Raw genomic sequence first — 26,644 nt, 5'->3', positions numbered from 1 at the left:
TGGACAAACTTAACACGCGAACGCGAGGACCCCCAGCCGATGACTAGGTCCAACCAGGACTGGTGGCCGAATCAGCTGAACCTGACTCCCCTCGACCAGAACGCCCGCGACGTCGGGCCGATGGACGAGTCGTTCGACTACGCGGAGGCCTTCGAGTCGCTCGACCTCGACGCGGTGAAGGCGGACATCGAAGAGGTGATGACGGACTCGAAGGAGTGGTGGCCAGCGGACTACGGCCACTACGGGCCGCTCTTCATCCGGATGGCGTGGCACAGCGCCGGGACGTACCGTACCGCCGACGGCCGCGGCGGCGCGTCCGGCGGTCGGCAGCGCCTCCCGCCCCTCGACAGTTGGCCGGACAACGTGAACCTCGACAAGGCTCGTCGACTGCTCTGGCCGGTCAAACGGAAGTACGGCCGGAGTCTCTCGTGGGCGGACCTGCTGGTCCTGACCGGGAACGTCGCCCTGGAGTCGATGGGGTTCGAGACGTTCGGTTTCGCCGGCGGCCGCGAGGACGACTTCGAGCCGGACGAGGCCGTCGACTGGGGCCCCGAGGACGAGTGGGAGACGACCTCTTCGGAGCGATTCGACGAGGACGGGAACCTCACGGGACAGCTCGGAAACACCGTGATGGGACTCATCTACGTGAACCCGGAGGGTCCGGACGGCGAGCCGGACCTCGAAGGGTCGGCGAAGAACATCCGGGAGTCGTTCAGCCGGATGGCGATGAACGACGAGGAGACCGTCGCACTCATCGCCGGCGGCCACACCTTCGGGAAGGTCCACGGCGCCGACTCCGGCGAGAACCTCGGCGCCGAACCCGCCGCAGCACCCATGGAGGAACAGGGTCTTGGCTGGGAGAACGAGTTCGGCGAGGGCAAGGGCCCCGACACCATCACCAGCGGTATCGAGGGGCCGTGGAACGCCACGCCGATTCAGTGGGACATGGGATACGTCGACAACCTCCTCGACCACGAGTGGGAGCCGCACAAGGGTCCCGGCGGCGCGTGGCAGTGGCGGCCAGTCGACGAGGAACTGGAGAGCACCGTCCCGGACGCCCACGCGCCCGACGAGTCGGTCGACCCGATGATGCTCACGACCGACGTCGCCCTGAAGCACGACCCCGACTACCGGGCAGTCCTCGAGACGTTCCAGGAGGACCCCGGGGCGTTCCAGGACGCCTTCGCGAGGGCGTGGTACAAGCTCATCCACCGGGACATGGGCCCGCCGTCGCGGTTCCTCGGCCCGGAAGTCCCCGAGGAGACACTGCTCTGGCAGGACCCGCTCCCGGACGCCGACTACGACGTCGTCGGCGATGAGGAGGCCGCCGAGCTCAAAGCGGAAATTCTCGACTCGGACCTCTCGGTCACGCAGCTCGTCAAGACCGCCTGGGCGGCCGCGTCGACGTACCGCGACAGCGACAAGCGCGGCGGCCCGAACGGGGCTCGCATCCGCCTCGAACCCCAGAAAAGCTGGGAGGTCAACGAGCCCGCGGAGCTGGCGAGCGTCCTGGAGACGCTGGAGGACGTCCAGACGGCGTTCAACGACTCCCGGTCCGACGACACGCGCGTCTCGCTCGCGGACCTCGTCGTCCTGGGCGGCCACGCGGCCGTCGAACGGGCGGCAGCCGACGCCGGCTACGACGTCAGCGTCTCCTTCGAACCCGGACGCGTGGACGCCACGCAGGAGCAGACCGACGTCGACTCCTTCGAGGTGCTCCGACCGGAGGCCGACGGGTTCCGCAACTACCTCAGCGACGAGGCCGATCGTCGGGCCGAGGAACTGCTCGTGGACGAGGCCGACCTGCTGAACCTGACGCCGGCCGAGATGACGGTGCTGGTCGGCGGTATGCGGACGCTGGGCGCGACCTACCAGGACTCCGACCTCGGCGTCTTCACCGACCAGCCGGGGACGCTGACGAACGACTTCTTCGTGAACCTCCTCGACAGCGACGTCGAGTGGGAGTCGGTCTCGGACACCGACGACGTGTTCGAGGGCCGGAACCGCGAGACGGGTGACGTCGAGTGGACAGGTACTCGTTTCGACCTCGTCTTCGGCTCGAACGCCCGGCTCCGCGCCGTCGCGGAAGTGTACGCCAGCGACGACGGCGAGGAGAAGTTCGTGCGCGACTTCGTGGACGCGTGGGAGAAGGTGATGAAGCTCGACCGCTTCGACCGCGAGTAACCGATCGAGCCGCCGGTCCGGCCGCCTGTCGCCGCTGGGGGGGCGGACGACAGCCTTACGAGCGAGGCGCCTGTCGGTCGTGCTATGTCACGCCCGCTCCGGGATGCCCTCCACAGCCAGCAGGCACAGGACGCCCTGTTCGTCCTGGGTGCCGTCGCCGGGTTCCTCTTCCTCGCCGGCTTCGCGGGGTACGGGACCCTCGCGGCCACGATACCCGGCGCTGTGGTCCTCGTGCTGACCGGCTACCTCGGGTTCAGGCTGAGTCGCTCGGTGACGTGACGCGTTCGTCGAGCGTCCGCTCGGTAGGCCGTGTGACGACTGGCCGTCCAGGTCAGTCCTCGGTGGGGAGGTAGCCGGCGACGAGTTCCCCGCCGCGGAGAACGGCCTCGGGGTCGTTCAGCCGCGTCGAGTCCTCGAGCGGGTCGCCGTTCAGCACGACGAGGTCCGCGTGTGCGCCCTCCCGGAGCGTCCCGCAGTCGTCGAGCCCGATCGTCCGGGCCGCCGTCTCTGTCATGGCCGTGAGCGCCCCTCGCGGCGACAGGCCGTGTTCGACCATGAACGTCACCTCCGACGCGTTCGCGCCGTGGTCGTTGAACGGGGTGCCGGCGTCGGTTCCGCCGGCGACCGTGACACCGGCGTCGACGGCCCGCGCGAAGGAGTCGATGTGGCGTTCGTAGATGTACTCGGTCTTCCGTGCGCTGTCGGGCGTTGCCCACTCGATGTTGCGGACGATGTAGTACGGCGCCGAGAGTGTCGGCACCAGCGTGACGTCCTCCGACACCATGAGTTCGATGGCCTCCTCGTCGAGGAACGTGCCGTGTTCGATGGTGTCGACGCCCGCCAGCGCGGCCGCTTTCGCCCCCGCCGCGCCGTGGACGTGGGTCGCCGCGTGGAGGCCGTGCCGGTGTGTCTCGTCGACGAGGGCGTCGAGTTCGTCGTCGGTCAGCGCGACGGTGTCGGGGTCGGTGCCGGGCGTCGTCACTCCGCCAGTGGTCATGAACTTGATGAAGTCGGCACCACGTTTCACCTGTTCACGGACCGCCTGTCGCGCGTCGACCGGCCCGTCTATCTCCCGGCCCAGGTGGTGGCCGTGCCCGCCCGTAATCGTGATCGAGCGGCTGTTCGCCACCATCCGTGGGCCGGGAACGTCGCCGCGCTCTATCGCCCGCTTGAGGTGGAGGTCGACGCCGGCCGCGCCCATCGCGCGAACCCCGGTGACGCCCGCCTCGAGCGTCTTCCGTGCGTTGCGCGCCTCGACCAGCGCCAGTTCCGCCTCGGACATGCCGACGACGGACTCGATGCTCGTCTCGGCCGACAGCGAGAAGTGGACGTGCGCGTCGACCAGGCCGGGCGTGAGCGTCCGTCCGTCGAGAGAGAGACAGCGCTCGTCGGACCGGGGGGAGAGGTCGCCCACTGCGTCGATGCGACCGTCGACGACCCGGAGGTCGCCGACGCGGTCCTCGCCGCTCGACAGGAGTCGGGCGTCTCGCAGCAGCATCGTCCGACCCTGGGGGGTGTGGTCGCTTGAAGCTGTCCACTCGCCGTCGGACTGTCGACCACGGGACACGTGTCCCGCGGTCGGCCCGAACGGGCGACCGCGAACCGTCGCCACGCCGTCTCAGAGCTCGCGCGCGACCATCTCGCCCCAGTGTTCGAACTCCCACCGGTCGTAGAACGCCCGCGCGCGGTCGTTCTCGCGGTCGACGTCGAGCACCAGGCGGTCCAGCGGGAGGTCCTGCGCGCTGGCGCACGCGAGCGCCGCTTCCATCAGGTCGTCGGCGACGCCCGTCCCGCGCGCGGGCGGTTCGAGGTACAGTTCGTTCAGGACGGCGGCGTCCCAGACGAACGCCAGCGACTCGGGGAGGACGAAGACGTAGCCGACGGGTCCCGCCTCGTGGACCGCCAGCTGGACGCAGTCGGGGTCCTCGTCGACGCACTGCTCGACCCACGCGAGCCACCGCTCGCGGTACGAGTCGGTGAGCTTCCCCGCGTACGTCTGCGCCTTGTCGTCGCCGCCGGTCTCCTGCCCGATGCCGAGTTCGAATCCGCGTTTCAGCGACCAGAGGTCCTCGGCGTCCGACGCGTCGTAGGGACGGACGGTGATGTCGGTCATACCCCGTGGTTACTCCGAGGAGAACGTCAACGCTCTCATCCTGTCCAAGAGAATTAGACTACTCTAAACTAATATTACGAGTAGCAAAACTATATGAGTATGAATCGTCTAAGTCGCCCATGAAGTTCCCACAGGATTCGAGCGGCGGTCGGCGCTGGTCACGCAGGGCTACGCTCGCAGCGGGTGGCAGCCTCGTCTCGATGGGGCTGGCCGGCTGTCTGGGCGGGAGCGCGACGACCGGTGCCGGTGCCAGCGGCGGTGACGACAGTTCCGACGACGGCCCCGTCGTCGTCGCGTCGTTCTTTAGCTTCTACGACTTCGCCCGGACGGTCGCCGACGGAACCCCCCTCACGGTGAAGAACCTCGTGCCGACGGGGCTCCACGGCCACGGCTGGGAGCCGAACGCGAGCGTCACGCGGGACATCATCGAGGCGGACGCGTTCGTCCACGTCGGCGAGAACTTCCAGCCGTGGGCCGACCGCGCCATCCAGACGCTGAAGGACGACGACGTCGACACGCAGCTCATCAACGTCCGCGAGGGCGTGGAACTGGTCGACCTCGCGGCCAGCCTCGACCCCGAAGAAGAGGGCGTCGGTGCGGGGCGCGGGAGGGACCCGCACTTCTGGCTCGACCCCCAGCGGGCGAAACAGGCAGTCGACAACATCACCGCGGGGTTCGTGGAACTCGCCCCCGAGTACGAGGACACGTTCCGCGAGAACGCCACGGCGTACAAGACGGAGGTCCTCGACCGTATCGACAGCGACTACCAGGACATCTTCGACCGAGCCGAACGGAAGGTCGTCCAGCTCGCCGCACACAACGCCTTCCAGTACATCGGCGTCCGCTACGGCGTCGAGATGCGCCCGCTCGTGGTGAACCTCGCGGCCAGCGGCGACGTCAAACCCTCGGACATCACGGAGGCCAAGCGCGTCATCGACGAGAACGACATCCGTTACATCGGCGCGGGCGTGTTCGAGACGCGGAAGCCCGCACAGCAACTCGTCGCCGAGACGGCCGTGGAGGCGTACTTCCCGGTGACGCCCTACGCCGGCGTCCGCGAGGACTGGGTCGAACAGGAGTGGGGGTACGAGGAGATCGCGTACAACATCAATATGCCGACCTTCGAGGTCGTCCTCGGGAACCGCGAGCCCGAGGCAGTCGGCTACGACGGCTGGGCTGCCGAGTGGAGGAACTTCGAGTGACCGGGAGCGACGCCGCTCCTGTCGTCGAACTCACCGACGTCGCGTTCGGCTACACGGCCTCCCCCGTCGTCCAGGACATCTCGCTTCGCGTCGACCCCGGCGAGTACGTGGCCGTCGTCGGGCCGAACGGGTCGGGCAAGTCGACGCTGATGAAGCTCATGCTCGGCCTCCTGACCCCCGACGAGGGGACCGCGCGACTGTTCGGTCACCCCGCCCACCGGTTCGACGACGGCGCTCGCATCGGCTACGTCGCCCAGCACGCCAGCGCCGCGAAGGAGATGCCCATCACCGTCCGCGAGGTGGTGAAGATGGGTCGGTTCCCCCACGTCGGCTTCGGCCGCCTCTCGCCGGAGGACCACGCTATCGTCGACGACGCCCTCGAGACGGTCGGCATGGCCGCCTTCGCTGACCGACGGGTGACCCAGCTCTCGGGCGGCCAGCGCCAGCGCGCGTTCATCGCGCGGGCGCTCGCCGGCGAGGCCGACCTGCTCGTCCTCGACGAACCGACCGTGGGGGTCGACGCCGAATCGGTCGAGGCGTTCTACGCGCTGCTCGAGTCGCTCAACGACGAGGGCATCACGGTCCTGCTCATCGAACACGACCTCGGCGCGGTGACCGAACACGCCGAGCGGGTCGTCTGTCTCAACCGGGAGGTGTACTTCGACGGCCCCACCGACGAGTTCGTCGAGAGCGACGCCCTGGCCCGGGCGTTCGGGACTGCCGCGGCGTTCGCGGGGGCGAGTCGATGACCCGTTCACCGCCGTTCCTGCTCCAGTCGGGCGACGGCGCGCTCGACACAGTTCTCGCGCCGCTGTACTGGCTCCTGGGTCTCTGGTCGGACCTGCTCTTCTTCGTCGCGGGCGCGACCGGGTTGGAGTTGCTCCAGTACGGGTTCATGCACCGGGCCATCCTCGTCGGCCTCTGCATCGGCGTGATGGCGCCGCTCATCGGGACGTTCCTGGTCCACCGACAGCTCGCGCTCATCGGTGACGCGCTGGCACACACCGCATTCGCGGGAGTCGCCGTCGGGCTCTTCCTCAACGGAGTGCTCGAACTCGGTGTCTCGCCGTACCTATCGGCCGTCGTCGTCGCGATGCTCGCCGCCTTGCTCATCGAGGTCATCTCGGAGGTGACCGACGCGTACAACGACGTCTCGATGGCCATCGTCCTCTCGACGGGGTTCGCCCTCGGGACGGTCCTCATCAGCATCAACGCCGGCGGACTGGCCGTCGGCATCAACCAGTACCTGTTCGGGAACCTCTCGACAGTGTCGGCGGAGAACGCGGCCATACTGCTGGTGCTGTTCGCCGTCATCGTCGCCACCGTCGGACTCACGCGGAACCAGTTGCTGTACGTCACGTTCGACGAGACGGCGGCGGCGGTGGCGGGCATCTCGGTGCAGTGGTACAACCGTATCATGGTGATGTTGACGGCGCTGGTGGTGGTCGGCGCGATGCAGATTATGGGCGTCATCCTCGTCGCCGCCATGCTCGTCGTCCCCGTCGCGGGCGCGGCGCAGGTGTCGCGGAGTTTCTCGGAGTCGCTCCTCGTGAGCGTCGTGCTCGCGGAACTGGCCGTCCTGCTCGGCATCGGCGTCTCCTACTACGCAGAGGCGACTGCGGGCGGCGTCATCGTCCTCATCGCGGTGGGCATCTACGTCACCATGGTTGTTGTCGGCAAACTCACGGCCGCCGCCGGCGTGGAGTCCGCGCCAGAGGTCGGCAGTATCGACGCCGGTGAGGGGACGAGTTCGGACTGAGGCGGAAGCCCGCGACGCCACCGCCGGACACCACTCGTCACCGGAACCGTTCGACGAACCGGCCGACGACGTACGCCGCGACCCCTGTCGTGACGACTCCGCCGGCGAAGCCGACGAACACGAGCCACGTCGGCGAGTCAGTGCTCGGGGGCCGAACGAGGTGGTAGCCGACGAGATACGCCGCGAAGCCACCGACCGGCCCGAGCGCGAGCAGCACCGCCGTCTCGACGCCGTGGCCGTGGACCGCCGCGCGGAGCGCACCCACCCCGACGGCGAGGACCACCGCCGCCATCACGTGCGCCGGGACCGCTCCGAGCGGCGACCCGGCCGTCTCGGACAGTGCCGAACGTCGCCAGTGTCACGCCGCCCAGGAGGAGCGCGAGTCCGCGGTAACCCACGCGTCGCGCCTGCTGTGCCGGGTTCGGGACAGTCACGTGTCGGAGGCCCTCCCGAGGCGGTGTACGTCTTCGGGACCCGGTCCTGGCCCCGGCGGCGATACCGACCTCTCGCGTGTCCGGGGCCGATTTTCTATCGCCGTATTCAGTTTATGCACCGGGTGTCGGGCGGTGCTGCTCCGAGGATGCCGACCACCCACCGGGCAGAACACGGTCGTGTCGGCGGTTCAGCGCCGCCTCGCGTCCCACAGGCGGACCGAGACCACCACGCTGCTCACGACGACGAGCATCAACTCCCAGCCGGCCTGGAACACCGGTGCGACCCGCTCGACGTCCTCGGGTTCCTTGCCCGGTTTCGGGTCGACCGGCGTGCTGTAGTGGAGGTTCTGTGTCGTCGGCCGGGGCTCGGTCCGTTCGGGCTGGAGTTCGACGAACGTCTGGACGAGGCCGCGCTGGTCGGAGAGGAGTAGCTTCCCGTCGACGGTGTAGAAGGCGTCGACAGCGGGGTAGAAGGCGTTGACGCCGTTGGTGAAGAGGTCGGGGAGGATGCCCCCGAACAGCATCGCCGCGAGCGACACCCACGCGAGGCGGACGCCGCGCGTCCCGAACCTGGTTCGGAGCAGCGACTCTTCTCGAAGCGTGTCGACGAGGAGGAGCGCACAGACGAGCGCGGGGAACAGGAGGCTGTGGAGGAGCGAGCGGTGTGCGCCGGGGAGGACGAGTCCGGCGAACGCGTCGAGGTCGGGGACTGCCGTCGCCGCGACGACGAGCGCGATCGCTCGCGCATCGAACTCGCTGGTGAGCAACGCAGCGCCGACGAGTCCGCCGAGCGCCACGTGCACGAGTGTCGAGGGCATAGGGGTAGTCGGCCAGGCGAGGGCTTGAGCCTTGGCCCATCGCACGACTCGACGTTCGTCGAAGGTCGGTTTCGGTACGGTTTTGGTCGCGCTCGGCGGACGGTCGAGTATGACTACAGTCGCTTCCGACCCGACCGGAGGTTCACGGCCGTGACCGACGGCCCGCGCGCGGACCTCGCGCGCCGAATCGCCGGCGAGATAACACTCAGCGACGACCCCGGCGCCACCCTCCGGAAGTGGCGGACCGACTTCGACGTCTCACAGACGGCGCTGGCGAACCACCTCGACGTCTCCTCGTCTGTCGTCTCGGACTACGAGTCGGGGCGGCGCGAGAGTCCCGGCATCGGCGTCGTCAGCCGGATGGTGAACGCGCTCCTCGACATCGACGAGGCTCGCGGTGGCTCTCGCATCAGACAGTACGCCCGGGTCGTCGGTGCCGGCTTCGAGAGCGACATCGTCCAGGACCTCCGCGAGTACCCCACCGCCATCCGGCTCGCCCGGGTGTACGAGGCGCTCGGGGCAACCGAACTCGTCCGGGGCGACACCGACCGGGTGAGCGGCCACACCGTCATCGACAGCATCGAAGCCATCACCCGGCTCTCGTCGGAGGAGTTCTACCGACTGTACGGCGAGTCGACCAACCGGGTGCTCGTGTTCACGAACGTCACCCGCGGTGAGTCCCCGCTGGTCGCGCTCCGCGTGGTGAACCCGACTCCCAACGCGGTGGTGCTGCACGGCCTGCACGAGGACGACCTGTGGGAGCACGCCGCCACCCTCGCGACCATCGACGGCTTCTCGCTGGCCGTCTCCACCCGGGACATCGACGAGATGCTGTCAGACCTGCGGGTGCTCGGCTGAGTCGAAGACCTGATGCGGCGCTTCAGTTCGTGAAGACGGTCCTCTCGGTGCGCTCGCGTCCGCAACGGCGGAGGTGACTGCGACCCGCCTGGCCTCTGCTGGCCCGACGCTTATGTGGGCACGTCGTCACTATCGAGTGTGAGCAGAGCCTGGGAAGCCGAGACGGTGTTCGACCTGCTCGGGAACGAACTCGTCCGCGAGCTCCTGGCACTGACGAGTGTCGATCGCCTCTCGGCGGACGAACTCGCCGAGCGCAGTTCGGCGTCTCAGCCGACGGTCTACCGACGGCTCGACTCCCTCGAGGAGTACGACCTCGTGGGCGTCCACACCGAGTACGACGAGGAGGGGAACCACTACCAGAGCTACGAGTGTCGTCTCGAAGAGGCACATATCAGCGTCGAGGAGGGTGGGTTCACCCTCGACATCACGCTGCGGCGAGACCCCGTCGGCGACGCGGACCTCCCGGACGGGTGAGATGGGGGGTGTGCCGGCGTCGCGGGGTGTGGGGGGCGAAGAGAACGGGGGAGGTATCGCCCGACACACCCCCAGTCATCCCCGGAGTCCGCGGGAGGCCCTGCGAACTCGGCGCGAGGCCCGTCGTCAGCTAGACGCGAGTCGAATCTGGCTCTCCTCGTCCATGTAGACGTAGCCGACGGCGAGCACCGCGAATCCGGCGAAGATAGGGATGTACCCCTTCGGGGACGCCTCCGGCTGGAGGAACGCCGCCCACCCGACGACGAGGAGGGAGAACAGGGCGACGCTCCACGCCTGCCAGTGGCGAGCCCAGTCGGTGACCCTCTCCGTCACCGAGTCCGACGAGTCGTCGTGGTCGTCCCCGTGGAGTACAGTGCTCTCGTCGGTCTCGGATGTGGTCTCTGGCTCTGACTCCTCGGGCGCGGCGTCAGCGGGAGCCTGGACAGTCGATGCGCCTTCGTCGGTCGACGCGTCCGAACCATCTGGCACGGACATCGTCTACCAACACGTCGGGGCCGAAGTGGACTAAAACCCGCGCAGGACTTCGCGACCTGAAGACGCGCGACGGCCGCGGGACGACGGCTCAGGCCCCACAGACGCGGCGTTCCTCGTACCCACCGACCTCGAAGCCGTCCGAGAGATCGTCGGCCGTCGACTGCGAGAGGCGCGCGTCCGCCTCCGTTCCGTCGTAGCGTGCCGACAGCCACCCCGACCGGGTGTGCGTCCGTCCCTCGACGTGGCCGGCGGTGTTGTGGAGGAGTTCGTGGGTGAGGAACGCGACGCGGTCCGACCGGCCCTCGCGGACGGTCGTGTCGGTCCCGTCGACGATGGAGACGTACCCGCCGAGGGCGCCGCGTCCGCCGAGTCTCGGGTGGGTGATGTCGGCGAACGTCGTCTGGTAGTAGACGCACTCCGCCCCCGACAGGTGCTCGCTGTCGTACCGGTTCCGGATCAGTTCCTTGCTCGGCTCGTACGCTCGAACCTCCTGGTCGAGTCGGCGCTCGTCGACGACGTGGAGGGCGATGCCCGTCGACCCGTCGGGGTTCGACACCGGCATCCGCGCCCAGATGTCGCGCAGTTGCGCTCGCTCGGACTCCGAGAGCGGCTGGACGCCGTCCCCGTACAGCACCTGCAGGTAGAGGTCCTTCCGGTCGGGGTCCGCCCCCGGGAGGGGGACGCCGTCGGGTGTCTGGCCGGCTCGCTCCCACCCGTCGAGGAGACGGTCGCCGTCCCGGTCGGGGGACGGCCGGGGGACGCCCGTCGAGTCCACGAACTCGATGGTGTCGCCCTCCATCTCGGCGATGGTGTCGGTCCCGGCAGCGACGTGGCCGATCGCGCCCTTGGCGTCGACCAGCGTCACGAGCGTCGGCGCGGCCGCGACGAGGAACAGCAGCGTGAATATCGAGAACACCTTCCCGAACGTCGTCTTGGGACTGACGCGCTCCCAGGTGCGTCGGACCACGCGGACGACCCGGACCCCGCTGGGGACGACGACCCGAACGATGACGACGGCGACGACGGCCGCCAGGACGAGCATTCCGACGATGACCGCCGCCGTCACCTCGGGTGCGGGCATCGCCTCGGGCCACCACACCGGCTCCATGACGGCGTGCCGGTTCTCACTCGTGAGTCCCGGGACGGCTAACGCCAGGCGTCGGACCGGATACTGCACTGACCGCCACTCCCCGCTGGCGGGGCAAAAAGCCAACCCCCAAATTCTCTCCCCTGATAACGAGAATATGAATGGTACAAAAAGCCTACTTGAACGGCGGGGGGCTGCCGTCGCGTGCGTCCACGTACCGCGGGGCGAGCCGACTACTCGACGTACTCGTACTTCCGTTCGTTCATCCGCCCCCACCCGGCGAAGACGAACTCCCCGACGGGCTGGGTGAACTCCTCGACCTCGATTTCCTTGTCGTGGTTGTGGACGTCGTGGACCTGTTCGTACTCCTCGAACGAGAGGTCGTATCGGCGGGCCATCTGCTCGTCGATGGTGAGTGCCTCGATTTCCTCCTTCCAGCCCTCCTGGACCGTCTCGGCGTGGATTTCCGCCTGCGCGCCGGAGCCGTACGAGCCGACGAGGAGCTTCTCACCCGACAGGCCGCGGCCGGTCTCGGCCGCCGTCTTCAGCGCCGAAGTCCGCGCCAGGTGGACCGACCCGGTGTACCAGTTGCCGAGTTGGCCGGAGAGCGTGAGCGTCGGCTCGATGGTGCGGGCGTACCAGTCGCGGTACTGGTCGGTCCCTTTGAGGCCGTCCATGTAGCCGCGGATGGCCTCCTCGTAATCGTCCCACGAGTCGAAGTCCTCCTCGCGAGGCTGCCGGCCGAGTTCACCGGCGAGTTCGTCTTCGATTTCGGTGTCGCGCGTCATGTGCCGGTACCCGAGGAGTGCGGCCTTCCGGACCATCCCCGGGAACGGCGTGTGGAAGGGGATGTACGCGAACTCCTCGGGGTGGGTGCGCCCCGCGACGGCCTCGTAGTCTTCGAGCGCCTCGCGCATGCGTGCGAGGTACACTTTCATCGAACGCTTCCCGTCGACGGACGGGAACTGCTGGTTCGGCTTCAGGAAGTCCGTCTCGTCGGCGGAGCCGTAACCCTGCTCGGTGGAGAGTTCGACCAGGCCCGGGTCCTCCGAGATGAGCATCGCCACGGCACCGGCGCCCTGCGTCGCTTCGCCGGGGTCGCCGCGGGCGTACAGCGCGGTGTCGGTGGCGACGACCAGCGCCGCACGGCCGCGGTTGCGCCCGGCCTTGATCCAGTTGTACGCGTCGTCGATGCTCTGGGTGCCAGCCACACAGGCGAACTTCCGCTCGCCCTTGTTCGCGTGGTGGAAGTCGCCCTCGAACACCTGCTCGAGACAGCCCGCGATGTACGTCGAAACCGGCTTCGAGTTGTCGAACGCCGACTCGGTGGCGACGTCGATGCGGCCGATGTCCTGCGGAACCAGGCCCTTCCGCTCCATCAGCCGTTTCGCGGCGTTCGCGCCCATGGTCACGATGTCCTCGTAGACGTCGGGCATCGAGGAGTTCTGCAGGCCCAGCCCCTTCGTGTACTTCTCTGGGTCGTCGCCCTTCACCGGGGCGAACGTGTTCGGCAGGTCGAGTCGGAGTTTGCCGGTCCAGATTTCGATGGCGTCGATCCCCACGCTTGTCATGACTGCGTGTTACTGCGGAGGGGCATATGGGTTTGTCGATGAGTCTTTCGTCGAACGTCGAATTGTCCTCGACGGTCAGACGACCCGACCGTTGCCGTTCGACCGCCCCTTCGACTTCCCTCTCGATTCGACACTGACTGTCACGACGTTCGACGTCTCTCCGCCCGCGGCGTTGACGACGACGAGTTCGACGTCGTACGTCCCCGTGTCGAGGTGCTTGAACTGGGTCACGTCGTTCGCCGACGTGCCGGACACCGAACGCGACTCCCGTGCCACGTCAGTCCCGCCCCGCCTCACCGTGACGACGACCGACGAGAGTTCCTCGTCGTCGGTGACCGTCCAGTCGACCACGACTTTCCCCGCCTTGCCGGGCGAGTCGACGGTGAACGACGGAATCGACGGCGGGTCGTCCGACGTCGGCGTCGGTTCGGGAGTCGGTGTTGGCTCGGGGGTTGGCGTCGGCGTTGGCTCGGGGGTCGGCGTCGGTTCGGGAGTTGGCGTCGACGTCGGCGTTGGCTCGGGGGTCGACGTCGGTTCGGGAGTTGGCGTCACTGCCCCGTACACGGGTGCCGGCGTCGGCGTCTGCGTCTCGCCGCGGACCGTGAGGCGGACGTCCGAGACGACGGTGCCGGTCTGGTTGTCGACGACGACGACCTGAAGTCTCTCGCCAGCCCGAACGCCCGGAATCGACGTACGCCACGTCGCCCCTTCCTCGAACGGGGTCGGAAGCGCGTACGTCGCGCCGCGTGCTGGCAACGTCAGGCTCCCAGTCGAAAGCGCCTCCCCCGCAGTGTGGGTCACGGTCAGAGTGGTAGTGCCACCCTCGTCGACTGCGACGAGGTCGACGGCGGCGACTGGCTCCGACGCCGCTGCCGAGAGCGAGCCGAGATAGAACGTTCCAGCGGTGCCGATGACCACTACCAACACCGCCGTCATGAGCACGACGGTGATGCCCGTCACCTGACCACGTGTCCCGTGAGAATCCTCCATTGCAAACAGTAGGTAGACACGATACTTATGAGTCGTGATTCCGATATCAGTACTGATATGCGTTCCTGGTGTCGGCCGACTCTGAATCCGACGACCCGTCGTTCACTCGTCAATTCTTCGGACTTCGGCTGAACGCCTCGCACTTCCTGTGTTCACCGTCCACTTCTTATCGGTGATAGCGGCGGCGCTACATCTATAAACACCGTTACTCTTGATAGAGTGATGCTTCGGGAGGACGACCGCGCTCAGTCGCTACAGATCGGTGCAATCCTGCTGTTCGGGATTCTCATCATCGGTCTGTCCATCTTTCAGACCGTCGTCGTCCCACAGGAGAACGGCCGTGTCGAGTTCAACGGCTACGCCGAGACGACGGAGGACCTCGTCACGTTCCGCAACGACATCCTCACCGCTGGCACACAGGGCGGACAGCAGGCGGAGTCGCTCAAGACCGGTGTCAGATACCCCCCGCGTGCAGTGCTCATCAACCCCGGGCCGCCCGTCGGTTCGGTCGGGACCACCCCCGCCGAGAACGTCACCATCTCCGGTGTCGTGGCCGTTTCGGGTGAACCACGGAACGTCCAGGGCGTCTGGAACACGTCCGAACGGGGCGCGCAGAACTACAGCACTCGCAGCCTCGTCTTCACGCCCGCGTACAACGAGATAACCGTCCCGTCGGTCGAACTCTCGGGCGACGGTGCGTACCGACTCACTGGAAACGGACCGCTCGCACTCACCGAACGTCGTGCCATCGTCGGGAACACCATCACCCTCGTCACCGTCGACGGTGACCTCCGGACGGGGTCGTTGACCTCGTCGGTCGCGGCCTCACCGGCGAGCGTGGCCACGCGCTCCGTGACAGTGACCGGCGACCGCGGTGCGGACTTCACGGTCACGCTTCCGGTCCCCGGAAACGACACGGAAGCGGCCGCTCAGGCGTGGAACGACTCGGCCGCCGCGACGACGCTCGACCGGAATCCCAACGTCGTCTCGCGCGAGGTGAACGGGTCGCGCGTCGACGTCACACTCGACGGGTCCCGGACGTACACGCTCCGCCTCGCGCGGGTCGTCGTCCACGACAAGGCCGACTCGGGCGTCGACACGGACACCGACCCGCAGTACCTCGTGCCGCTGACGAGCAACGGGACCGAGGTCGCGACCAGCGGGTCGCGGGACGTCACCGTCGAGGTCCGCGACCGGTACAACAACCCTCTCGGCGGGGTCGACGTGGATTTCACGGCCAACGGAGGTGACATCGACGGGTCATCGACCGTGACGACCGACGCCGACGGCACGGCGACCGTCGCGTTCAACATCTCCGACGGGACCGACACCGCGAACGTCACGGCCGAAATCGTCGACGAAGGGGTCGCACCGTACAACTCGACGACTATCGCGGTCATCCGGCAGGGGGCCGGTGGCGACGACGGCGGCGACGGCGGCGGAATCAACCCCGCCGGAGGGAACGACCTGGTGTTGCAGTCGGCGACTCTGGTTGACTCCAACGGGAACCCCACGCAGAACGATAACAAGATTGATGCAGTTTGGCTCTCGTTCAAGAACTTCGACTCTTCGAGAGAAAAGAATATCACGCGGGCCAAACTCAGCTTCTACAGTGTCGACGCCCAGAGTGGGAGCAGGGACCCCAGTCCGGATAGTGCGACCCTCGGTCTGGTCGGGTCAGGGTCGACCGTGTCGCTCAACACTGGCGGTGACTTCGAGAATACCAGTTACGTCTTCAGCCCCTCGCAGACGAGAACGTTCGAGATGGAGTTCTACGAGAACACGAACGCCGGCGGGTCGGAGTTCACGCCACAGCGAGGCGACTTCTACGTCCTCAACGTTTTCATCGACATCGATGGAGACGGCACGGGTGACGCGTCAGCGACGTACTTCATCGCGCCACGGTGAGGGCAGGCCCGGGCCGCTTACTCGTCCTCGTCTTCTTCGATGACTTCGGGGTCTTCGAGCGCCGACTGCAGCGAGTCCAGGCCGGAGACCCAGTCGGAGACGAGGCCGTACTCGATGTCCTCCAGCACGGTCACGTCGAGTTCGCCGTCGTCCTCGATGACGAGCGTGCCCGCCTGCACGACGTGGGCGAAGGCGGTGTCGAGGTCCTCCTCGTCCTCGGCAGCGACGGCCGCCTCGACGTGTTCGGGGATGGTGCCCTCGGCGGCGGGACCGCCGGCGACGTACTCCTCGCCCGCGGCGAAGACGCACCGAAGACTCATCTGGACGCCGTCGACGAGCATGAGTTTCTCCTCGCTCTCGAACTCGACTTCTGAGAGGACGATTTCCCCGATGTCGCGGAGTTCCTCGAGCGCCGTCTCTTGGTCGATGGTCTCTTCTTTGTACGCGGAGAGAACCTTCGCGACGGCGATGGCCGCGTCGTCCTGCATGTTGAATAGGAGCCGTGCGGATTCCTCGCTCTCGGGGTCTAGATCCTCCTCGTCGACCCTCGATAGCCAGTTCTGCCACCGTTCGTCGGTGTAGTAGGTCTCCTCAACCTCGGTCATACCAGAGAGTCACCTCCTGTCGTCAAAGGCCTTTCCTCTCCCCGGTTGGGTGTGGCGCGCTCCCACCCGTCGTGGGGGGTCAGGGACCTCACTCCGAGAGCGTCGCACGGGTGTCGATGTCGTACACTGCACGTGGCGTCTCCACGTGCGCGCGGCGGACGGCCTCGTCGTAGCCCTCGTCGAGGAGCGTCCTGACGCGCCGGGGGACGGTCTTCGGCCCGAGGACCGCGCCGGGTCGGTCGGGGTCGTCGACGAAGTCCGTCTCCATGAGGAACGGCTCCCCTCTCTCGGCCGCCTCCCGGAGCCAGTCGGGTTCGCTCATCACGCTCGGCGTGACTCCTGCCAGCGTCGGTCCGGCGTAGTGTTTGACGACGCGCTCGGGTGAGAGCCCGCGCGCGTCTGCCCACGCGGCCACGTCGGTCAGGTCCTCCGTGGATTCGGTGTGGAGCTGGACCGCACAGTCGCAGTCGGCGCCGAGCGACAGGGCGTGTCTGAGCACGTCGTTCGAGGCCTCCCACACCGCGTCGGAGACGTCGTAGTGTGGTCGACCGGACTTCAGTGCGAGTGCGCGCCCCTCACGGACGTACTCGGCGGCGACGTCGAGGCCGTCCTGCATGAGGTCACGCGCCTCGGCCGGCTCGAACTCCCGTTCGTCGACCAGCCGCGAGACGAGGCCCGGGTGGACGCCGAGGACGGGCCAGGCCCGCCCGGGGAGGACGTGGGTCGCTCGTTCGACCACGCCGAGTGTCGTCTCGAACACCGCGCGGAAGTCCTCGCCGGTCTCCGCCTCGCACCCGAGGTGCCAGGAGGGTTTGTTGACGACCAGCAGGTGCGTCCCGCCGAGACGGGCGAAGTCCTCGACGGCGTCGATTCCCTGGCCGTGCTCCGGGTCGAGATGGAGGTGGTTGTCCAGCACCGGCGTCCCGAGGTCCATGCTCGCTCCTTCGACGGGCGGCACAAAAGACGACCGGATGTGCGGCCGGTCCCTGTCCGGACGTCAGACGCCCGGGACGCCGAACGCCGACAGCGACCCGACGCCGAGGAGCGAGAGGACGGCGAGGGTGACGAGCGACGCGGCCCACGCGACCAGGGCGATGCCCGCCGCTTCGACCCACCCGCCCGGGTAGCGCCAGTTCACCACGGCGACGTACGCGAGCAGCGTGAGGAGCACTCCGACCAGCGGAATCCACCCGAGGAACAGCCCGACGACGGCCCAGACGACCGCCCCGGCGAGCGCGGTGACGACGGCGTGACCGTAGTCGCGCTCGCCGACGACGAACCGCGCGCCGACGTAGATGCCGAACCCCCCGACGAGGAGGCTCACGACGAAACCGACGACCGAGTCGACGAGTCCCATACGCGACCCAGCGACGCGGAGTCTCAAGAACGTTTCTCCGCCACCGCCGACGACTCACTCCCCGAGGGTGACGCTCTCCGTCGCGGCGTTCGGGAGCGCGTCGGAGCGGCCGTGGCTCCCCGGTGCGATAGCGACTGTCCGGAGGCCGTACTCGTTCGCCACCTCCAGCGCCGGCTTGAAGTCCGTGTCACGGGACGCGATCGCGACGACGTCCGCTCTGCCTTCGACCACCTGCCGGGTGAGGTCGACGGCGAGTTTGACGTCGACGTCGCCGCTCGTGACGACCACGTCGAAGCCCCGCGCCTCGGCCGCCTGAATGAGCCCGGGTGTCGCGTGCTCGTCCACGTAGAGGCGGGTCGTCGTCGGCCGGCCGTAGGCGCGAGCGGCCGCACGCACGTCGTCGAGGTCCACGTCGAACTCGTCGCGGAGCACGTTCGGGCCGTCGACGAACAGCGCGACACGCGGCTCCGAGGCGTGGTCCTCGGCGAACAGCCGCTGGAGGAGGTCCATGTGCCCGGTAATCCGGTGGGAGAGAAAGGCGTGCTGGTTCGACCGACCCCGCTCGGCGCACGACCGGTGGAAGCCCGCCCGGGCAAGGAGCGGGACACTAGTACACCTAGTAGAACTAGAAGACGACTTGAGCTATATATCTTTACCTTTATGTAGTTCGGACGAGATTATCTTGATATGAGCGAAGCAGGGAAGGACGAAAGTCCCCAATCGTTTATTGTTACAGATTCGATGAACAACCACGGCGCCATCACCGTACAGTCGACTGACAGTCACGCGACGTACCACGTGGTCGACTACGCGGACGCCGAGGCCCGCGAACGCCTCGCCTCACTCACCGAAGGCGCACAGGTTCGGATGTCGGTCACGCGTGCCGGCGTCAGAGCGAACGTCTGGACGGCGACGAAAGTCGTGACCGGGTCCGCGAAGCCGACGCCCGTTCGCGCCTGACCGACTCTCGAGCACGCTCCAGCCCCGTCGGCCCTCGCTTCGACCCCCCCTCTCCCTGTGGTCTCTTCCCTGCCAGCATCCGCTCACTCTCTGACCACGAACCGACGCCCCGGAACCCGCAAGAAGAACCCGTCTCAGACCCGTCGCATCGCGTTCGCCATGTCCGCGAACGTCGCGGTGCGCCGACTCTCCGCCCACGTCTCGCCCTCGATTCGATATTCAGAAATAGTTACTATCTCCATAGTAAGTTTTTATGAATCCGGGTTACATAAATCTATCTCTCGCGCACGACGCCACGTGTGCCAGCCAGCCTGCACCTCGCGTCAGGCTTCGCTCTTCGAAGTTAGGAGCGGCCAGTCAGGACGACGTTCGGGACGCCCGGAACCGGACGCGTGCCGGTGTCACTGCCGTCCGTCTGCGGTGTCGTCGCGTGACCGACGTCCGTGACGAGTCGTGAGGGGTTTCGCTCGCCGTGCTCTCACCCTGTCAGCGACGGCACCTGCCGTTCGTCCGCGATACCGTCGTTCCCTCGCACCCCACGACGACTCGCGGACTCACTGCCGTTCGTCCGCGATACCAAAGCATTACTTCACTCCCGCCGATGCGCGAGTATGGCCCTTCGGAAGCCGCCACTGCGGGACGTTCACGCCGACCGGGGAGCGAAGTTCACCGAGTTCGGCGGGTGGGACATGCCCGTGGAGTTCGACTCTATCCGAACCGAACACGCCGCCGTTCGCGAACGGGCCGGCATCTTCGACGTCTCGCACATGAGCGAACTCGAGGTCACCGGGCCGGACGCGACTGCGCTGATGCAACGGCTCACGTCGAACGACGTGACCGCGCTGGACCGCGGCGACTCGCAGTACTCGACGGTCACGACTGCCGAAGGGACCATCGTCGACGACGTCGTCGTCTACCGCCTCCCGTCGGACGCAGACGGGCACGCCGCGTACCTGTTCGTCCCGAACGCGGGCCACGACGACGAGATGTACGACCGCTGGACGGCCTCTCGCGACGAGTGGGGCCTGGACGCAGACGTGACGAACGTCACCGACGAGTGGGCGATGTTCGCCGTACAGGGCCCCGACGCCCCGGCCCTCGTCACCGAGGTGCTCGGTTCGGCACCCGGACTCGCCCGGTTCGAGGCGCGAGAGGCCGACCTCGCCGGCGTGTCGTGTCTGCTCGCGCGGACAGGCTACACCGGTGAGGACGGGTTCGAGGTGCTCTGCCCGTGGGATGAGGCGGAGACGGTGTGGACGGCGTTCGCCGCCGACGACGCCTGTCCGCCCTGTGGGCTCGGTGCCCGCGACACGCTCCGCATCGAGATGGGGTTCCTGCTCTCGGGGCAGGATTTCGACCCCGACGAGGAACCGCGCAATCCGTACGAGGCCGGCATCGGCTTCACGGTCGAACTCGACACCGAGTTCGTCGGTCGCGACGCACTCGAGCGTGTCCACGCGGAGGGCGTCGACGAACGGTTCGTCGGCGTCGAACTCCTCGACCGCGGCATCGCCCGCCACGGCTACGAACTCACCGACGAGACCGGAGAGCCACTCGGTCACGTGACCAGCGGAACCATGAGTCCGACGCTCTCGAAGGCCGTCGCCCTCGGCTACCTCCCGGTCGACCACGCCGACCCCGGCACGCGGGTCGACGTGGTCGTCCGCGGCGAACGGAAGCGGGCGAAGGTCGTCTCGCTGCCCTTCATCGACCGCTAACACAACTATGTTCGAAGTTCCCGACGACAGACGGTATCTGGAATCGCACGAGTGGATCACGACCGACGGCCCGGTCAGAGTCGGCATCACGGCGTTCGCTCAGGACGAACTCGGCGACGTGGTCTTCGTCGAACTCCCCGAGGCGGGCGAGACGGTGACCGCCGGCGACTCGTTCGGCGTCGTCGAGTCCATCAAGGCCGTCTCAGACCTCTACGCCCCCGCCTCGGGCGAGGTGACGGCGGTGAACGAGGACCTGTTCGACCGGCCCGAACTCGTCAACGAGGACCCCTACGGTGAGGGATGGATGCTCGAACTGAGCCTCGAGGGTGACGAGGCGTTCGAAGACCTCCTCTCCCCCGAGGAGTACCGCGAGCAGATCGAATGAGCGGGAGTCCGTACGCGCCGCACACGCCGGAGGAGACCGAGGCGATGCTCGACGTCGTCGGCGCCGACTCGGAGGACGACCTGTTCGACATCCCCGACGAAGTCGCGTTCGACGGTGACTTCGGAATCAGTTCGAAGTCCGAAGCCAGCGTCCGAGCGAGCGTCGAGACGACGCTCTCGCGCAACGACGATCTCGTCGAGTTCCTCGGGCGGGGCCACTACGACCACTACGTCCCTGCCCTGGTCTCGGACCTCTCCCGGCGGTCGGAGTTCCTCACTTCCTACACGCAGTACCAGCCAGAGGTCACCCAGGGGTTCCTCCAGGCGCTGTTCGAGTACCAGTCGTTCGTCGTCGAGTTGACGGGGCTCCCCGTGGCGAACTGTTCGATGTACGACGCCGCGACGGCGTTCGCGGAGGCCGCGCGACTCGCCGGGCGGGTCCGGCAGGCGAGTGGCTCGACCATCCTCGTTCCCGAACACCTCCACGAGGGGAAGGCGGGCGTCCTCGACAACTACGTCGAGGGGGCGGGCCTCTCCGTCGCGGGGTATCCGATGGACGACGGCGCCGTCGATGTCGACGCGCTCTCCGGACTGGTCGACGACGACACCGTCATGGTGTACGCGGAGTCGCCGACGCTTCACGGTGTCATCGAGCCCTCCCTGCGGGACGTCGGCGCCCTCGCGGCCGACCACGACGCACTGTTCTGCCTCGGGTCGGACCTGCTGGCGCTGGCGCTCCTCGAGGAACCCGCAGCGGTCGGTGCCGACGTCGTCGTCGGCGCGGCCGACGTTCTCGGGATGCCGACGAGTTACGGCATGGGCCTCGGTCTCTTCGCCACCCGCGAGGAGTTCCTCAGACAGGTCCCAGGGCGACTGGTCGGCGCCAGCGAGGACGCGAGCGGACGCCGGGCGTTCACGCTCACGCTCCAGACGCGCGAACAGCACATCCGCAAGGAGCGTGCCACGTCGAACATCTGTACGAACCAGGCCTGGGTCGCCCTGCGGACGGCGATGCACGTCGCGTCGCTCGGTGCGGACGGGATGGTCGACCTCGCGGAACAGTGCGTGACGAACGCTCGTGACCTCGCCGCGAAACTCGACGAGGTCGTCGGCGTCCAGGCTCCCGTCTACGACCGACACCACTTCCGCGAGTTCGTGGCCCGCACTGACCAGCCCGCGAAGGCTGTAGCTTCGAAACTCGAAGCAGACGGGTTCGCGGTCCACGTCGTCGGCGACCACCGACTGCAGGTGTGTGTCACGGAGACGAACGCGGGACACGCGGACGCCCTCGTCGCGGCGTTCGAGGAGGCCGCCTGAGATGAACTCCGTCAGGACACATCCTGCCTCGTTCACGCTCGTCCCGGGGGGATTCGCGTGAACTACGACCAGGCGCGCTTCAGCCGAGACGACGTGTACGAGCCGTTGCTCTCCGAGAAGGGCGGGACGGACGTCGAGGTGGAGTCGTCGCTCCCGGACGACCTCACCCGCGACACGGTGTCGCTTCCCTCCCTCTCGGAGCCAGAGTTGGCCCGCCACTACACGCGGCTGTCGCAGATGAACTACGGCGTCGAGACGGGTCCCTACCCGCTGGGGTCGTGTACGATGAAGTACAACCCCTCGTTCACCGAGGACGTCGCGGCCCTGCCGGCGGGCTCGGTCCACCCCGACCGCTCGGGCGAGTCGGTCCAGGGGACGCTCGCCGTCCTCCACGGACTGCAGGAGGACCTGGCGAAGATCGGCGGGATGGACGCCGTGACGCTCCAGCCACCGGCGGGCGCCGCGGGCGAGTTCACCGGCATCCTCGTCGCGAAGGCGTACCACGAGGCGAACGACGACGACCGCTCGGAGGTGGTCATCCCCGCCTCGGCACACGGCACGAACTTCGCGTCGGCCGCGATGGCCGGCTACGAGGTGGTCGAACTGCCCTCGGGCGACGACGGCCGCGTCGACCTGGACGCGCTGGCGGCCGCCGTGAGCGAGGAGACGGCGGCGCTCATGCTGACCAATCCCAACACGCTAGGGCTGTTCGAGCGCGACATCGTGGAAATCGCCGAGTTGGTCCACGACGCCGGTGGCCTTCTCTACTACGACGGCGCCAACCTCAACGCGCTCCTCGGCCGGGCCCGCCCGGGCGACATGGGCTTCGACATCATGCACTACAACGTCCACAAAACGTTCGCGACGCCACACGGCGGGGGCGGACCCGGTGCCGGGCCGGTGGGCGTGGTGTCGGACCTCGCGGCGTTTCTCCCGAAACCCCGCGTCCGGCGGTCGAACGGCGGGTTCGAACTGTACGACCCCGAACACTCCATCGGCAAGGTCCACGGCACGATGGGCAACTGGCTCGTGCTCCTCAAGACCTACGCGTACATCGCACGACTGGGCGACGCGGGCCTCAGGGACGCCTCGGCGAAGGCGGTGCTGAACGCCAACTACCTCGCCGCACAACTGGACTGCGACATCCCCTACGGCCCGTTCCACCACGAGTTCGCCGCGACGGCGGGTGAGCGAGACGCCGCGGACGTGGCGAAACGGATGCTCGACTACGGCGTCCACCCGCCGACGACGAAGTGGCCCGAACTGGTCTCGGAGGCGATGCTCACCGAACCGACGGAAGTCGAGAACCGGTCGTCGCTGGACGACCTCGCCGCGGCGTTCAACGCCGCACTCAGCGACGACGACGAGACGCTCGAGACTGCGCCCTCGCGAACCACGGCGCGGCGCATCGACCAGGTGAGCGCGGCGCGTGACCCACGGCTCTCGTGGCAGGCACTCGCGGACGACGGCGGGGACTGACGCCGCTCGCGTCCCGGTTCGCTCCGTGGGACAGACGTGGACGACCGCTCAGAAGTGGACCGGACGAGCGCGTCGGAAGCGGACTCAGGCTTCGGCCGACGTGTCGATGTCGCCGATGCGGACGAAGCCGTAGTTACACTCCGAGCAGCGCCACTTGACCTTCTCGCCGAGGTGGACCAGGGTACTGGCCGACCGCCAGAAGGTACGCTCCTCGCCACAGGCAGGGCAGTGGTGTTCCGTCTCCAGGCTCATACGTCGAGATGTCGGCGCGCGCAGTTTAAGATGTTGGTTCCAGTTACCGGCGGTGATAGCATCCCGCGTCGGTCCCCGGCCACTCGTCCCAGCGCGTTGCGTCCGGTGTCGGGGTCAGGACGTGGACGGCCGGGTGGGGGAGAAACACACCGGGTCCGTGTCGCTGGTCGTCGCGTCTGGGACGACCCACACCGGCCTGCCCGACGACGCGGGTCTGCACGGCTCTCCCCGACGACCACGAACGCCGACGGCGACACCTACTCGTGGAGGCCAACATACTTGCCTCCCGCGGCGATACCCCCCGTCATGGCGCTCACCCTGTACGCACTCGACGGTTGTCCGTACTGTGACAAGGTCCACGACGCACTCACCGAAGCTGACCTCGACTACGACACCGTGTGGGTCGAGGCGATGCACTCCGACCGCAACGAGGTGAAGCGCGTGAGCGGTCAGCGCGGCGTTCCGGTCCTCGTCGACGACGACCACGGGGTCACGATGTCAGAGAGCGAGAACATCCTCGAGTACGTCGAACGAAGCCTCGCCTGAACGCCGTCCTCAGGCGGGCGCTGGCCGCGACGCCCAGCGGGCGTCGACGTACTCAGCGAACGTCGTGAAGTCGATGCCGGTCCGTTCTGCGAGCGTTGCGACGTCGGTGTCGTACCCCTCGTCGTTGAACCACTGGTACATGTCGGCCAGTTCGTCGCCGGCCTCCGCGCGGTAGTCGTCGACGTCGAGGTGGACGGCCAGGACGTCGTGGCCCAGGGCGTCGGCGAAGACGGCGGCGAAGCCTTCGAGCGTCGCCTCGTCGCCCGCGAGTTCGACCGCCTCACCGGCCCAGGTCCGGGGGTCTGACAGCGCCGTCGCCACCATCCGGCCGACGTCGGCGACGTCGACGACGGCGAGAGAGACACCCTCGGCCAGCGGCATCGCGAGCGTCCCCGCTTCGATTCCGTCCACCTGCCACGCGAAGTTCCCCATGAAGTACACGGGTCGGACGAACGTCCACTCGAGTCCGGAGTCGACGACGTACTCCTCGACTCGGTGTTTGGACGCGAAGTGGTCGAGCGGGGCGCGGTCAGCCCCGGCGACGGAGGAGTACACGAGGTGGTCGACGCCGGCGTCGACACAGGCGTCGACCAGCCGCATGCCCTGCTCGGCTTCCACGGCCGGCCCCTCCTCGAAGAACGTCGTGACGAGGTAGACGTAGTCCATCCCCTCGACGGCCGCGTCGAGACTCGCGCGGTCGTTCATGTCGGCCTCGACGACGTGGACGCCCCGTTCGGCGAGCGCCGCGGCGGCGTCGCTGCTGCCGTCGCGGGTCATCCCGTAGAGTTCGTACTCCCCGTACGCGCCGGACCGCAGCGCCTCGACGACTGCACCACCCTGCTGGCCCGTCGCACCGGTGACGAGCACGTTCTTCAATACCATGGGGAGGGAGACGCGCGCTCGGAGCATAAATCGGCTGTGCGGCGTGATATCAGCGGTTTCCGCTCCGATTCCGTCACACTCTGTGACGCGTGAACGTCCCACAATACTCATATCTGTCGCTTGCGTAAGGGCAGATATGAACAAGCACTTCCAGGACGCGTGGTACTACCTCCGTCGAGCGTTCGACCACCTCCGCATCGGACTCACGGAGGAACTCGCACCGGTCGAAGCCGTCATGCGAGAGCGGTTCGGGTGGGAGGAAGACGACACCGAGGAACCCCGGACTCGGATGGACCGCGTGCGGACGGAGTTCCGCAACGTCGACGCCGAACCGGTCCGCAAGGCCCGCGAACGGATCGATCAGTACCGTGGTCGACCACCGGCGGAGTAAGTAACCCTTAAGTCCCGCGCCCGGGTACCGAGTGGTGCGCGGGTTGGTGGTCTAGCCCGGTTATGACGGCTCCTTCACACGGAGCAGGCCGGCGGTTCGAATCCGCCCCAACCCATACGTTTTATGATAGTTTCTGAAGGAGACGAATCCCGACCCTTCCCGCGTTTCTCCCTCAATCTGCACATCCATTTCATCCGGTAGCCGGTTGCACCTCGCCGCCTTATCGGGGTGTTAACAAAGGAAGCCGCACATGGATATAAAACTCAGCACGTCCAGTCGCTCGGTGACATCAAACTCAAACCCAGTCCCGTGCCATTATCGCGTTACACATGAGTGGTTTGTTTGCTCTGTTGAAACCCTCGGCAGTTGACAGGGGCGCCGTGCTGAATACAGAGGCTATAGTCAGCAGAGGGCCGGACTCATTCTTCGGTGAGGCCAAGTTGGTCGAATACTTCCTGAAGGTCGTAGTAGAGCCGGTCTTCCACCACCTTCCCGTTCTCCGTTCGTATCTTGGCCATACCACTGATTTCCATCTCTCGATTGGTCGGTGGAATCCCGTTGTACTCCCCTTCGTGTGTTGCCGTCACCGTCCATTCCTTCATTACCATTCCGTCGCTGGTGAGTATGTCGTCCACCGTGACGTGCCAGTCGGGGAATCCCGTCCGGAGGTCACGGAGGTACGCCTCGAACGCGTCTCGTCCATGAATCTCGCCGTCGGATAGCGAGGGAACATACACGTCCACCGACTCGGCGACTACCTCAAGCTTCGAGAAGTCCCCGTTCCACAACTCTCGATACTCTTGTTCTACCTCTTGTGCGGCCGTCATCATGGGTTGTTACCTCCGTTCTAAGTTTGTGAT

30 protein-coding genes and 1 tRNA gene are annotated in these 26,644 nt (G+C 67.3%); 16 read left to right on the top strand and 15 right to left on the bottom strand.

What is annotated here, in order from left to right; genetic code table 11:
- The first annotated feature begins 39 nt into the window (after nucleotides 1–39).
- Both katG and ACESK5_RS06255 read left to right on the top strand, forming a co-directional pair.
- Nucleotides 40–2,184: a catalase/peroxidase HPI gene (gene katG, locus ACESK5_RS06260; RefSeq protein ID WP_372910692.1), complete on the top strand. Its 2,145-nt coding sequence runs from the start codon at nucleotides 40–42 to the stop codon at nucleotides 2,182–2,184.
- Between the two features lie 84 nt (nucleotides 2,185–2,268).
- Nucleotides 2,269–2,463 carry a hypothetical protein gene (locus ACESK5_RS06255; RefSeq protein ID WP_372910691.1) on the top strand — a complete coding sequence of 65 codons (195 nt, stop codon included), beginning with the start codon at nucleotides 2,269–2,271 and terminating at the stop codon, nucleotides 2,461–2,463.
- Nucleotides 2,464–2,515: 52 nt separating this feature from the next.
- On the opposite strand, the gene ACESK5_RS06250 is transcribed toward ACESK5_RS06255, so the two are convergent.
- On the bottom strand, nucleotides 2,516–3,682 hold the full coding sequence (locus tag ACESK5_RS06250; protein WP_372910690.1) for an amidohydrolase family protein: 1,167 nt from the start codon (nucleotides 3,680–3,682) through the stop codon (nucleotides 2,516–2,518).
- 120 nt (nucleotides 3,683–3,802) lie between these two features.
- Entirely contained in the window at nucleotides 3,803–4,297 is a 495-nt protein-coding gene (locus ACESK5_RS06245; RefSeq protein ID WP_372910689.1) for an N-acetyltransferase family protein, read from the bottom strand.
- A 119-nt stretch (nucleotides 4,298–4,416) separates the two neighbouring features.
- Between ACESK5_RS06245 and ACESK5_RS06240 the strand changes: the two genes are divergently transcribed.
- The 3 genes from ACESK5_RS06240 to ACESK5_RS06230 are packed head-to-tail and all read left to right on the top strand — an operon-like array spanning nucleotide 4,417 to nucleotide 7,258.
- Nucleotides 4,417–5,499, top strand: a complete 1,083-nt coding sequence (locus ACESK5_RS06240) for a metal ABC transporter substrate-binding protein (protein ID WP_372910688.1) — start codon at nucleotides 4,417–4,419, stop codon at nucleotides 5,497–5,499.
- Nucleotides 5,496–6,248, top strand: coding sequence for a metal ABC transporter ATP-binding protein (locus ACESK5_RS06235; RefSeq protein WP_372910687.1), 753 nt, complete (start codon nucleotides 5,496–5,498; stop codon nucleotides 6,246–6,248). The genes ACESK5_RS06240 and ACESK5_RS06235 overlap by 4 nt, the downstream gene beginning before the upstream one ends.
- Entirely contained in the window at nucleotides 6,245–7,258 is a 1,014-nt protein-coding gene (locus ACESK5_RS06230; RefSeq protein ID WP_372910686.1) for a metal ABC transporter permease, read from the top strand. Before ACESK5_RS06235 ends, ACESK5_RS06230 begins: the two co-directional genes overlap by 4 nt.
- 37 nt (nucleotides 7,259–7,295) lie before the next feature.
- On the opposite strand, the gene ACESK5_RS06225 is transcribed toward ACESK5_RS06230, so the two are convergent.
- Nucleotides 7,296–7,550: a hypothetical protein gene (locus tag ACESK5_RS06225; RefSeq protein ID WP_372910685.1), complete on the bottom strand. Its 255-nt coding sequence runs from the start codon at nucleotides 7,548–7,550 to the stop codon at nucleotides 7,296–7,298.
- A gap of 330 nt (nucleotides 7,551–7,880) precedes the next feature.
- Complete coding sequence (locus ACESK5_RS06220) at nucleotides 7,881–8,510, bottom strand: metal-dependent hydrolase (protein ID WP_372910684.1); 630 nt, start codon at nucleotides 8,508–8,510, stop codon at nucleotides 7,881–7,883.
- A gap of 150 nt (nucleotides 8,511–8,660) precedes the next feature.
- On the opposite strand from ACESK5_RS06220, the gene ACESK5_RS06215 reads away from it, so the two are divergent.
- Complete coding sequence (locus tag ACESK5_RS06215) at nucleotides 8,661–9,368, top strand: helix-turn-helix domain-containing protein (protein WP_372910683.1); 708 nt, start codon at nucleotides 8,661–8,663, stop codon at nucleotides 9,366–9,368.
- 138 nt (nucleotides 9,369–9,506) lie between these two features.
- A complete protein-coding gene (locus ACESK5_RS06210; protein WP_372910682.1) occupies nucleotides 9,507–9,842 on the top strand; it encodes an ArsR/SmtB family transcription factor in 336 nt (111 codons plus the stop codon).
- A 126-nt stretch (nucleotides 9,843–9,968) separates the two neighbouring features.
- Here the strand turns inward: ACESK5_RS06210 and ACESK5_RS06205 are convergent, their stop codons facing one another.
- The 4 genes from ACESK5_RS06205 to ACESK5_RS06190 all read right to left on the bottom strand — a co-directional run bounded on the left by ACESK5_RS06205 (nucleotide 9,969) and on the right by ACESK5_RS06190 (nucleotide 13,985).
- Nucleotides 9,969–10,337: a hypothetical protein gene (locus ACESK5_RS06205; protein ID WP_372910681.1), complete on the bottom strand. Its 369-nt coding sequence runs from the start codon at nucleotides 10,335–10,337 to the stop codon at nucleotides 9,969–9,971.
- Nucleotides 10,338–10,425: 88 nt separating this feature from the next.
- Nucleotides 10,426–11,514: a hypothetical protein gene (locus tag ACESK5_RS06200; protein WP_372910680.1), complete on the bottom strand. Its 1,089-nt coding sequence runs from the start codon at nucleotides 11,512–11,514 to the stop codon at nucleotides 10,426–10,428.
- 143 nt (nucleotides 11,515–11,657) lie between these two features.
- On the bottom strand, nucleotides 11,658–12,995 hold the full coding sequence (gene hmgB, locus ACESK5_RS06195) for a hydroxymethylglutaryl-CoA synthase (protein WP_372910679.1): 1,338 nt from the start codon (nucleotides 12,993–12,995) through the stop codon (nucleotides 11,658–11,660).
- Between the two features lie 75 nt (nucleotides 12,996–13,070).
- Entirely contained in the window at nucleotides 13,071–13,985 is a 915-nt protein-coding gene (locus ACESK5_RS06190) for a type IV pilin (protein WP_372910678.1), read from the bottom strand.
- 222 nt (nucleotides 13,986–14,207) lie between these two features.
- Here ACESK5_RS06190 and ACESK5_RS06185 point away from each other — a divergent pair, with 222 nt between their 5' ends.
- Entirely contained in the window at nucleotides 14,208–15,893 is a 1,686-nt protein-coding gene (locus ACESK5_RS06185; protein ID WP_372910677.1) for an Ig-like domain-containing protein, read from the top strand.
- 17 nt (nucleotides 15,894–15,910) lie between these two features.
- On the opposite strand, the gene ACESK5_RS06180 is transcribed toward ACESK5_RS06185, so the two are convergent.
- The 4 genes from ACESK5_RS06180 to ACESK5_RS06165 all read right to left on the bottom strand — a co-directional run bounded on the left by ACESK5_RS06180 (nucleotide 15,911) and on the right by ACESK5_RS06165 (nucleotide 18,365).
- Complete coding sequence (locus tag ACESK5_RS06180) at nucleotides 15,911–16,498, bottom strand: DUF2150 family protein (protein WP_372910676.1); 588 nt, start codon at nucleotides 16,496–16,498, stop codon at nucleotides 15,911–15,913.
- An 88-nt stretch (nucleotides 16,499–16,586) separates the two neighbouring features.
- Complete coding sequence (locus tag ACESK5_RS06175) at nucleotides 16,587–17,432, bottom strand: TatD family hydrolase (RefSeq protein WP_372910675.1); 846 nt, start codon at nucleotides 17,430–17,432, stop codon at nucleotides 16,587–16,589.
- A gap of 63 nt (nucleotides 17,433–17,495) precedes the next feature.
- The gene (locus tag ACESK5_RS06170; protein WP_372910674.1) at nucleotides 17,496–17,855 is read right to left on the bottom strand and encodes a hypothetical protein; all 360 of its coding nucleotides are present in this window, start codon (nucleotides 17,853–17,855) and stop codon (nucleotides 17,496–17,498) included.
- Between the two features lie 54 nt (nucleotides 17,856–17,909).
- A complete protein-coding gene (locus ACESK5_RS06165; RefSeq protein WP_372910673.1) occupies nucleotides 17,910–18,365 on the bottom strand; it encodes an NYN domain-containing protein in 456 nt (151 codons plus the stop codon).
- Nucleotides 18,366–18,542: 177 nt separating this feature from the next.
- Here ACESK5_RS06165 and ACESK5_RS06160 point away from each other — a divergent pair, with 177 nt between their 5' ends.
- The 5 genes from ACESK5_RS06160 (at nucleotide 18,543) to gcvPB (ending at nucleotide 23,713) form a co-directional block, all read left to right on the top strand.
- A complete protein-coding gene (locus tag ACESK5_RS06160) occupies nucleotides 18,543–18,815 on the top strand; it encodes a hypothetical protein (RefSeq protein ID WP_372910672.1) in 273 nt (90 codons plus the stop codon).
- A gap of 611 nt (nucleotides 18,816–19,426) precedes the next feature.
- Nucleotides 19,427–20,533 carry a glycine cleavage system aminomethyltransferase GcvT gene (gene gcvT, locus ACESK5_RS06155; RefSeq protein WP_372910671.1) on the top strand — a complete coding sequence of 369 codons (1,107 nt, stop codon included), beginning with the start codon at nucleotides 19,427–19,429 and terminating at the stop codon, nucleotides 20,531–20,533.
- Nucleotides 20,534–20,540: 7 nt separating this feature from the next.
- The gene (gene gcvH / locus ACESK5_RS06150; protein WP_372910670.1) at nucleotides 20,541–20,918 is read left to right on the top strand and encodes a glycine cleavage system protein GcvH; all 378 of its coding nucleotides are present in this window, start codon (nucleotides 20,541–20,543) and stop codon (nucleotides 20,916–20,918) included.
- Nucleotides 20,915–22,234 carry an aminomethyl-transferring glycine dehydrogenase subunit GcvPA gene (gcvPA, locus tag ACESK5_RS06145; protein ID WP_372910669.1) on the top strand — a complete coding sequence of 440 codons (1,320 nt, stop codon included), beginning with the start codon at nucleotides 20,915–20,917 and terminating at the stop codon, nucleotides 22,232–22,234. The genes gcvH and gcvPA overlap by 4 nt, the downstream gene beginning before the upstream one ends.
- Nucleotides 22,235–22,291: 57 nt before the next feature.
- Nucleotides 22,292–23,713: an aminomethyl-transferring glycine dehydrogenase subunit GcvPB gene (gcvPB, locus tag ACESK5_RS06140; RefSeq protein WP_372910668.1), complete on the top strand. Its 1,422-nt coding sequence runs from the start codon at nucleotides 22,292–22,294 to the stop codon at nucleotides 23,711–23,713.
- Between the two features lie 84 nt (nucleotides 23,714–23,797).
- On the opposite strand, the gene ACESK5_RS06135 is transcribed toward gcvPB, so the two are convergent.
- Nucleotides 23,798–23,965, bottom strand: coding sequence for a hypothetical protein (locus ACESK5_RS06135; protein WP_372910667.1), 168 nt, complete (start codon nucleotides 23,963–23,965; stop codon nucleotides 23,798–23,800).
- 306 nt (nucleotides 23,966–24,271) lie between these two features.
- On the opposite strand from ACESK5_RS06135, the gene ACESK5_RS06130 reads away from it, so the two are divergent.
- On the top strand, nucleotides 24,272–24,511 hold the full coding sequence (locus tag ACESK5_RS06130) for a glutaredoxin family protein (protein WP_372910666.1): 240 nt from the start codon (nucleotides 24,272–24,274) through the stop codon (nucleotides 24,509–24,511).
- Nucleotides 24,512–24,520: 9 nt separating this feature from the next.
- On the opposite strand, the gene ACESK5_RS06125 is transcribed toward ACESK5_RS06130, so the two are convergent.
- Nucleotides 24,521–25,393, bottom strand: coding sequence for an NmrA/HSCARG family protein (locus ACESK5_RS06125; RefSeq protein ID WP_372910665.1), 873 nt, complete (start codon nucleotides 25,391–25,393; stop codon nucleotides 24,521–24,523).
- Between the two features lie 136 nt (nucleotides 25,394–25,529).
- Here ACESK5_RS06125 and ACESK5_RS06120 point away from each other — a divergent pair, with 136 nt between their 5' ends.
- Both ACESK5_RS06120 and ACESK5_RS06115 read left to right on the top strand, forming a co-directional pair.
- Nucleotides 25,530–25,784, top strand: a complete 255-nt coding sequence (locus ACESK5_RS06120; RefSeq protein WP_372910664.1) for a hypothetical protein — start codon at nucleotides 25,530–25,532, stop codon at nucleotides 25,782–25,784.
- 40 nt (nucleotides 25,785–25,824) lie between these two features.
- A tRNA-Val gene (locus ACESK5_RS06115) sits at nucleotides 25,825–25,899 on the top strand.
- 304 nt (nucleotides 25,900–26,203) lie between these two features.
- Here ACESK5_RS06115 and ACESK5_RS06110 read toward each other — a convergent pair.
- Nucleotides 26,204–26,614, bottom strand: coding sequence for an ester cyclase (locus ACESK5_RS06110; protein WP_372910663.1), 411 nt, complete (start codon nucleotides 26,612–26,614; stop codon nucleotides 26,204–26,206).
- Between the last annotated feature and the right edge of the window lie 30 nt (nucleotides 26,615–26,644).

Origin of the sequence: Salinigranum sp., from assembly GCF_041641895.1 — an archaeon.
Classification (GTDB): Archaea; Halobacteriota; Halobacteria; order Halobacteriales; family Haloferacaceae; genus Salinigranum.
This window is presented reverse-complemented; position numbering and strand designations above follow the sequence as displayed.

What these genes read in the sequence shown, in the direction of transcription:
- gcvPA (WP_372910669.1), top strand. Translation starts at nt 20,915, where the DNA reads ATGAGCGGGAGTCCGTACGCGCCGCACACGCCGGAGGAGACCGAGGCG.
- ACESK5_RS06135 (WP_372910667.1), bottom strand. Translation starts at nt 23,965, where the DNA reads ATGAGCCTGGAGACGGAACACCACTGCCCTGCCTGTGGCGAGGAGCGT.
- ACESK5_RS06220 (WP_372910684.1), bottom strand. Translation starts at nt 8,510, where the DNA reads ATGCCCTCGACACTCGTGCACGTGGCGCTCGGCGGACTCGTCGGCGCT.
- ACESK5_RS06245 (WP_372910689.1), bottom strand. Translation starts at nt 4,297, where the DNA reads ATGACCGACATCACCGTCCGTCCCTACGACGCGTCGGACGCCGAGGAC.
- ACESK5_RS06165 (WP_372910673.1), bottom strand. Translation starts at nt 18,365, where the DNA reads ATGGACCTCCTCCAGCGGCTGTTCGCCGAGGACCACGCCTCGGAGCCG.
- ACESK5_RS06175 (WP_372910675.1), bottom strand. Translation starts at nt 17,432, where the DNA reads ATGGACCTCGGGACGCCGGTGCTGGACAACCACCTCCATCTCGACCCG.
- ACESK5_RS06130 (WP_372910666.1), top strand. Translation starts at nt 24,272, where the DNA reads ATGGCGCTCACCCTGTACGCACTCGACGGTTGTCCGTACTGTGACAAG.
- ACESK5_RS06185 (WP_372910677.1), top strand. Translation starts at nt 14,208, where the DNA reads ATGCTTCGGGAGGACGACCGCGCTCAGTCGCTACAGATCGGTGCAATC.
- ACESK5_RS06160 (WP_372910672.1), top strand. Translation starts at nt 18,543, where the DNA reads ATGAGCGAAGCAGGGAAGGACGAAAGTCCCCAATCGTTTATTGTTACA.
- ACESK5_RS06125 (WP_372910665.1), bottom strand. Translation starts at nt 25,393, where the DNA reads ATGGTATTGAAGAACGTGCTCGTCACCGGTGCGACGGGCCAGCAGGGT.
- ACESK5_RS06255 (WP_372910691.1), top strand. Translation starts at nt 2,269, where the DNA reads ATGTCACGCCCGCTCCGGGATGCCCTCCACAGCCAGCAGGCACAGGAC.
- katG (WP_372910692.1), top strand. Translation starts at nt 40, where the DNA reads ATGACTAGGTCCAACCAGGACTGGTGGCCGAATCAGCTGAACCTGACT.
- ACESK5_RS06225 (WP_372910685.1), bottom strand. Translation starts at nt 7,550, where the DNA reads ATGGCGGCGGTGGTCCTCGCCGTCGGGGTGGGTGCGCTCCGCGCGGCG.
- gcvT (WP_372910671.1), top strand. Translation starts at nt 19,427, where the DNA reads ATGGCCCTTCGGAAGCCGCCACTGCGGGACGTTCACGCCGACCGGGGA.
- ACESK5_RS06240 (WP_372910688.1), top strand. Translation starts at nt 4,417, where the DNA reads ATGAAGTTCCCACAGGATTCGAGCGGCGGTCGGCGCTGGTCACGCAGG.
- ACESK5_RS06180 (WP_372910676.1), bottom strand. Translation starts at nt 16,498, where the DNA reads ATGACCGAGGTTGAGGAGACCTACTACACCGACGAACGGTGGCAGAAC.
- ACESK5_RS06230 (WP_372910686.1), top strand. Translation starts at nt 6,245, where the DNA reads ATGACCCGTTCACCGCCGTTCCTGCTCCAGTCGGGCGACGGCGCGCTC.
- ACESK5_RS06110 (WP_372910663.1), bottom strand. Translation starts at nt 26,614, where the DNA reads ATGATGACGGCCGCACAAGAGGTAGAACAAGAGTATCGAGAGTTGTGG.
- gcvH (WP_372910670.1), top strand. Translation starts at nt 20,541, where the DNA reads ATGTTCGAAGTTCCCGACGACAGACGGTATCTGGAATCGCACGAGTGG.
- ACESK5_RS06120 (WP_372910664.1), top strand. Translation starts at nt 25,530, where the DNA reads ATGAACAAGCACTTCCAGGACGCGTGGTACTACCTCCGTCGAGCGTTC.
- hmgB (WP_372910679.1), bottom strand. Translation starts at nt 12,995, where the DNA reads ATGACAAGCGTGGGGATCGACGCCATCGAAATCTGGACCGGCAAACTC.
- ACESK5_RS06170 (WP_372910674.1), bottom strand. Translation starts at nt 17,855, where the DNA reads ATGGGACTCGTCGACTCGGTCGTCGGTTTCGTCGTGAGCCTCCTCGTC.
- ACESK5_RS06205 (WP_372910681.1), bottom strand. Translation starts at nt 10,337, where the DNA reads ATGTCCGTGCCAGATGGTTCGGACGCGTCGACCGACGAAGGCGCATCG.
- ACESK5_RS06250 (WP_372910690.1), bottom strand. Translation starts at nt 3,682, where the DNA reads ATGCTGCTGCGAGACGCCCGACTCCTGTCGAGCGGCGAGGACCGCGTC.
- ACESK5_RS06190 (WP_372910678.1), bottom strand. Translation starts at nt 13,985, where the DNA reads ATGGAGGATTCTCACGGGACACGTGGTCAGGTGACGGGCATCACCGTC.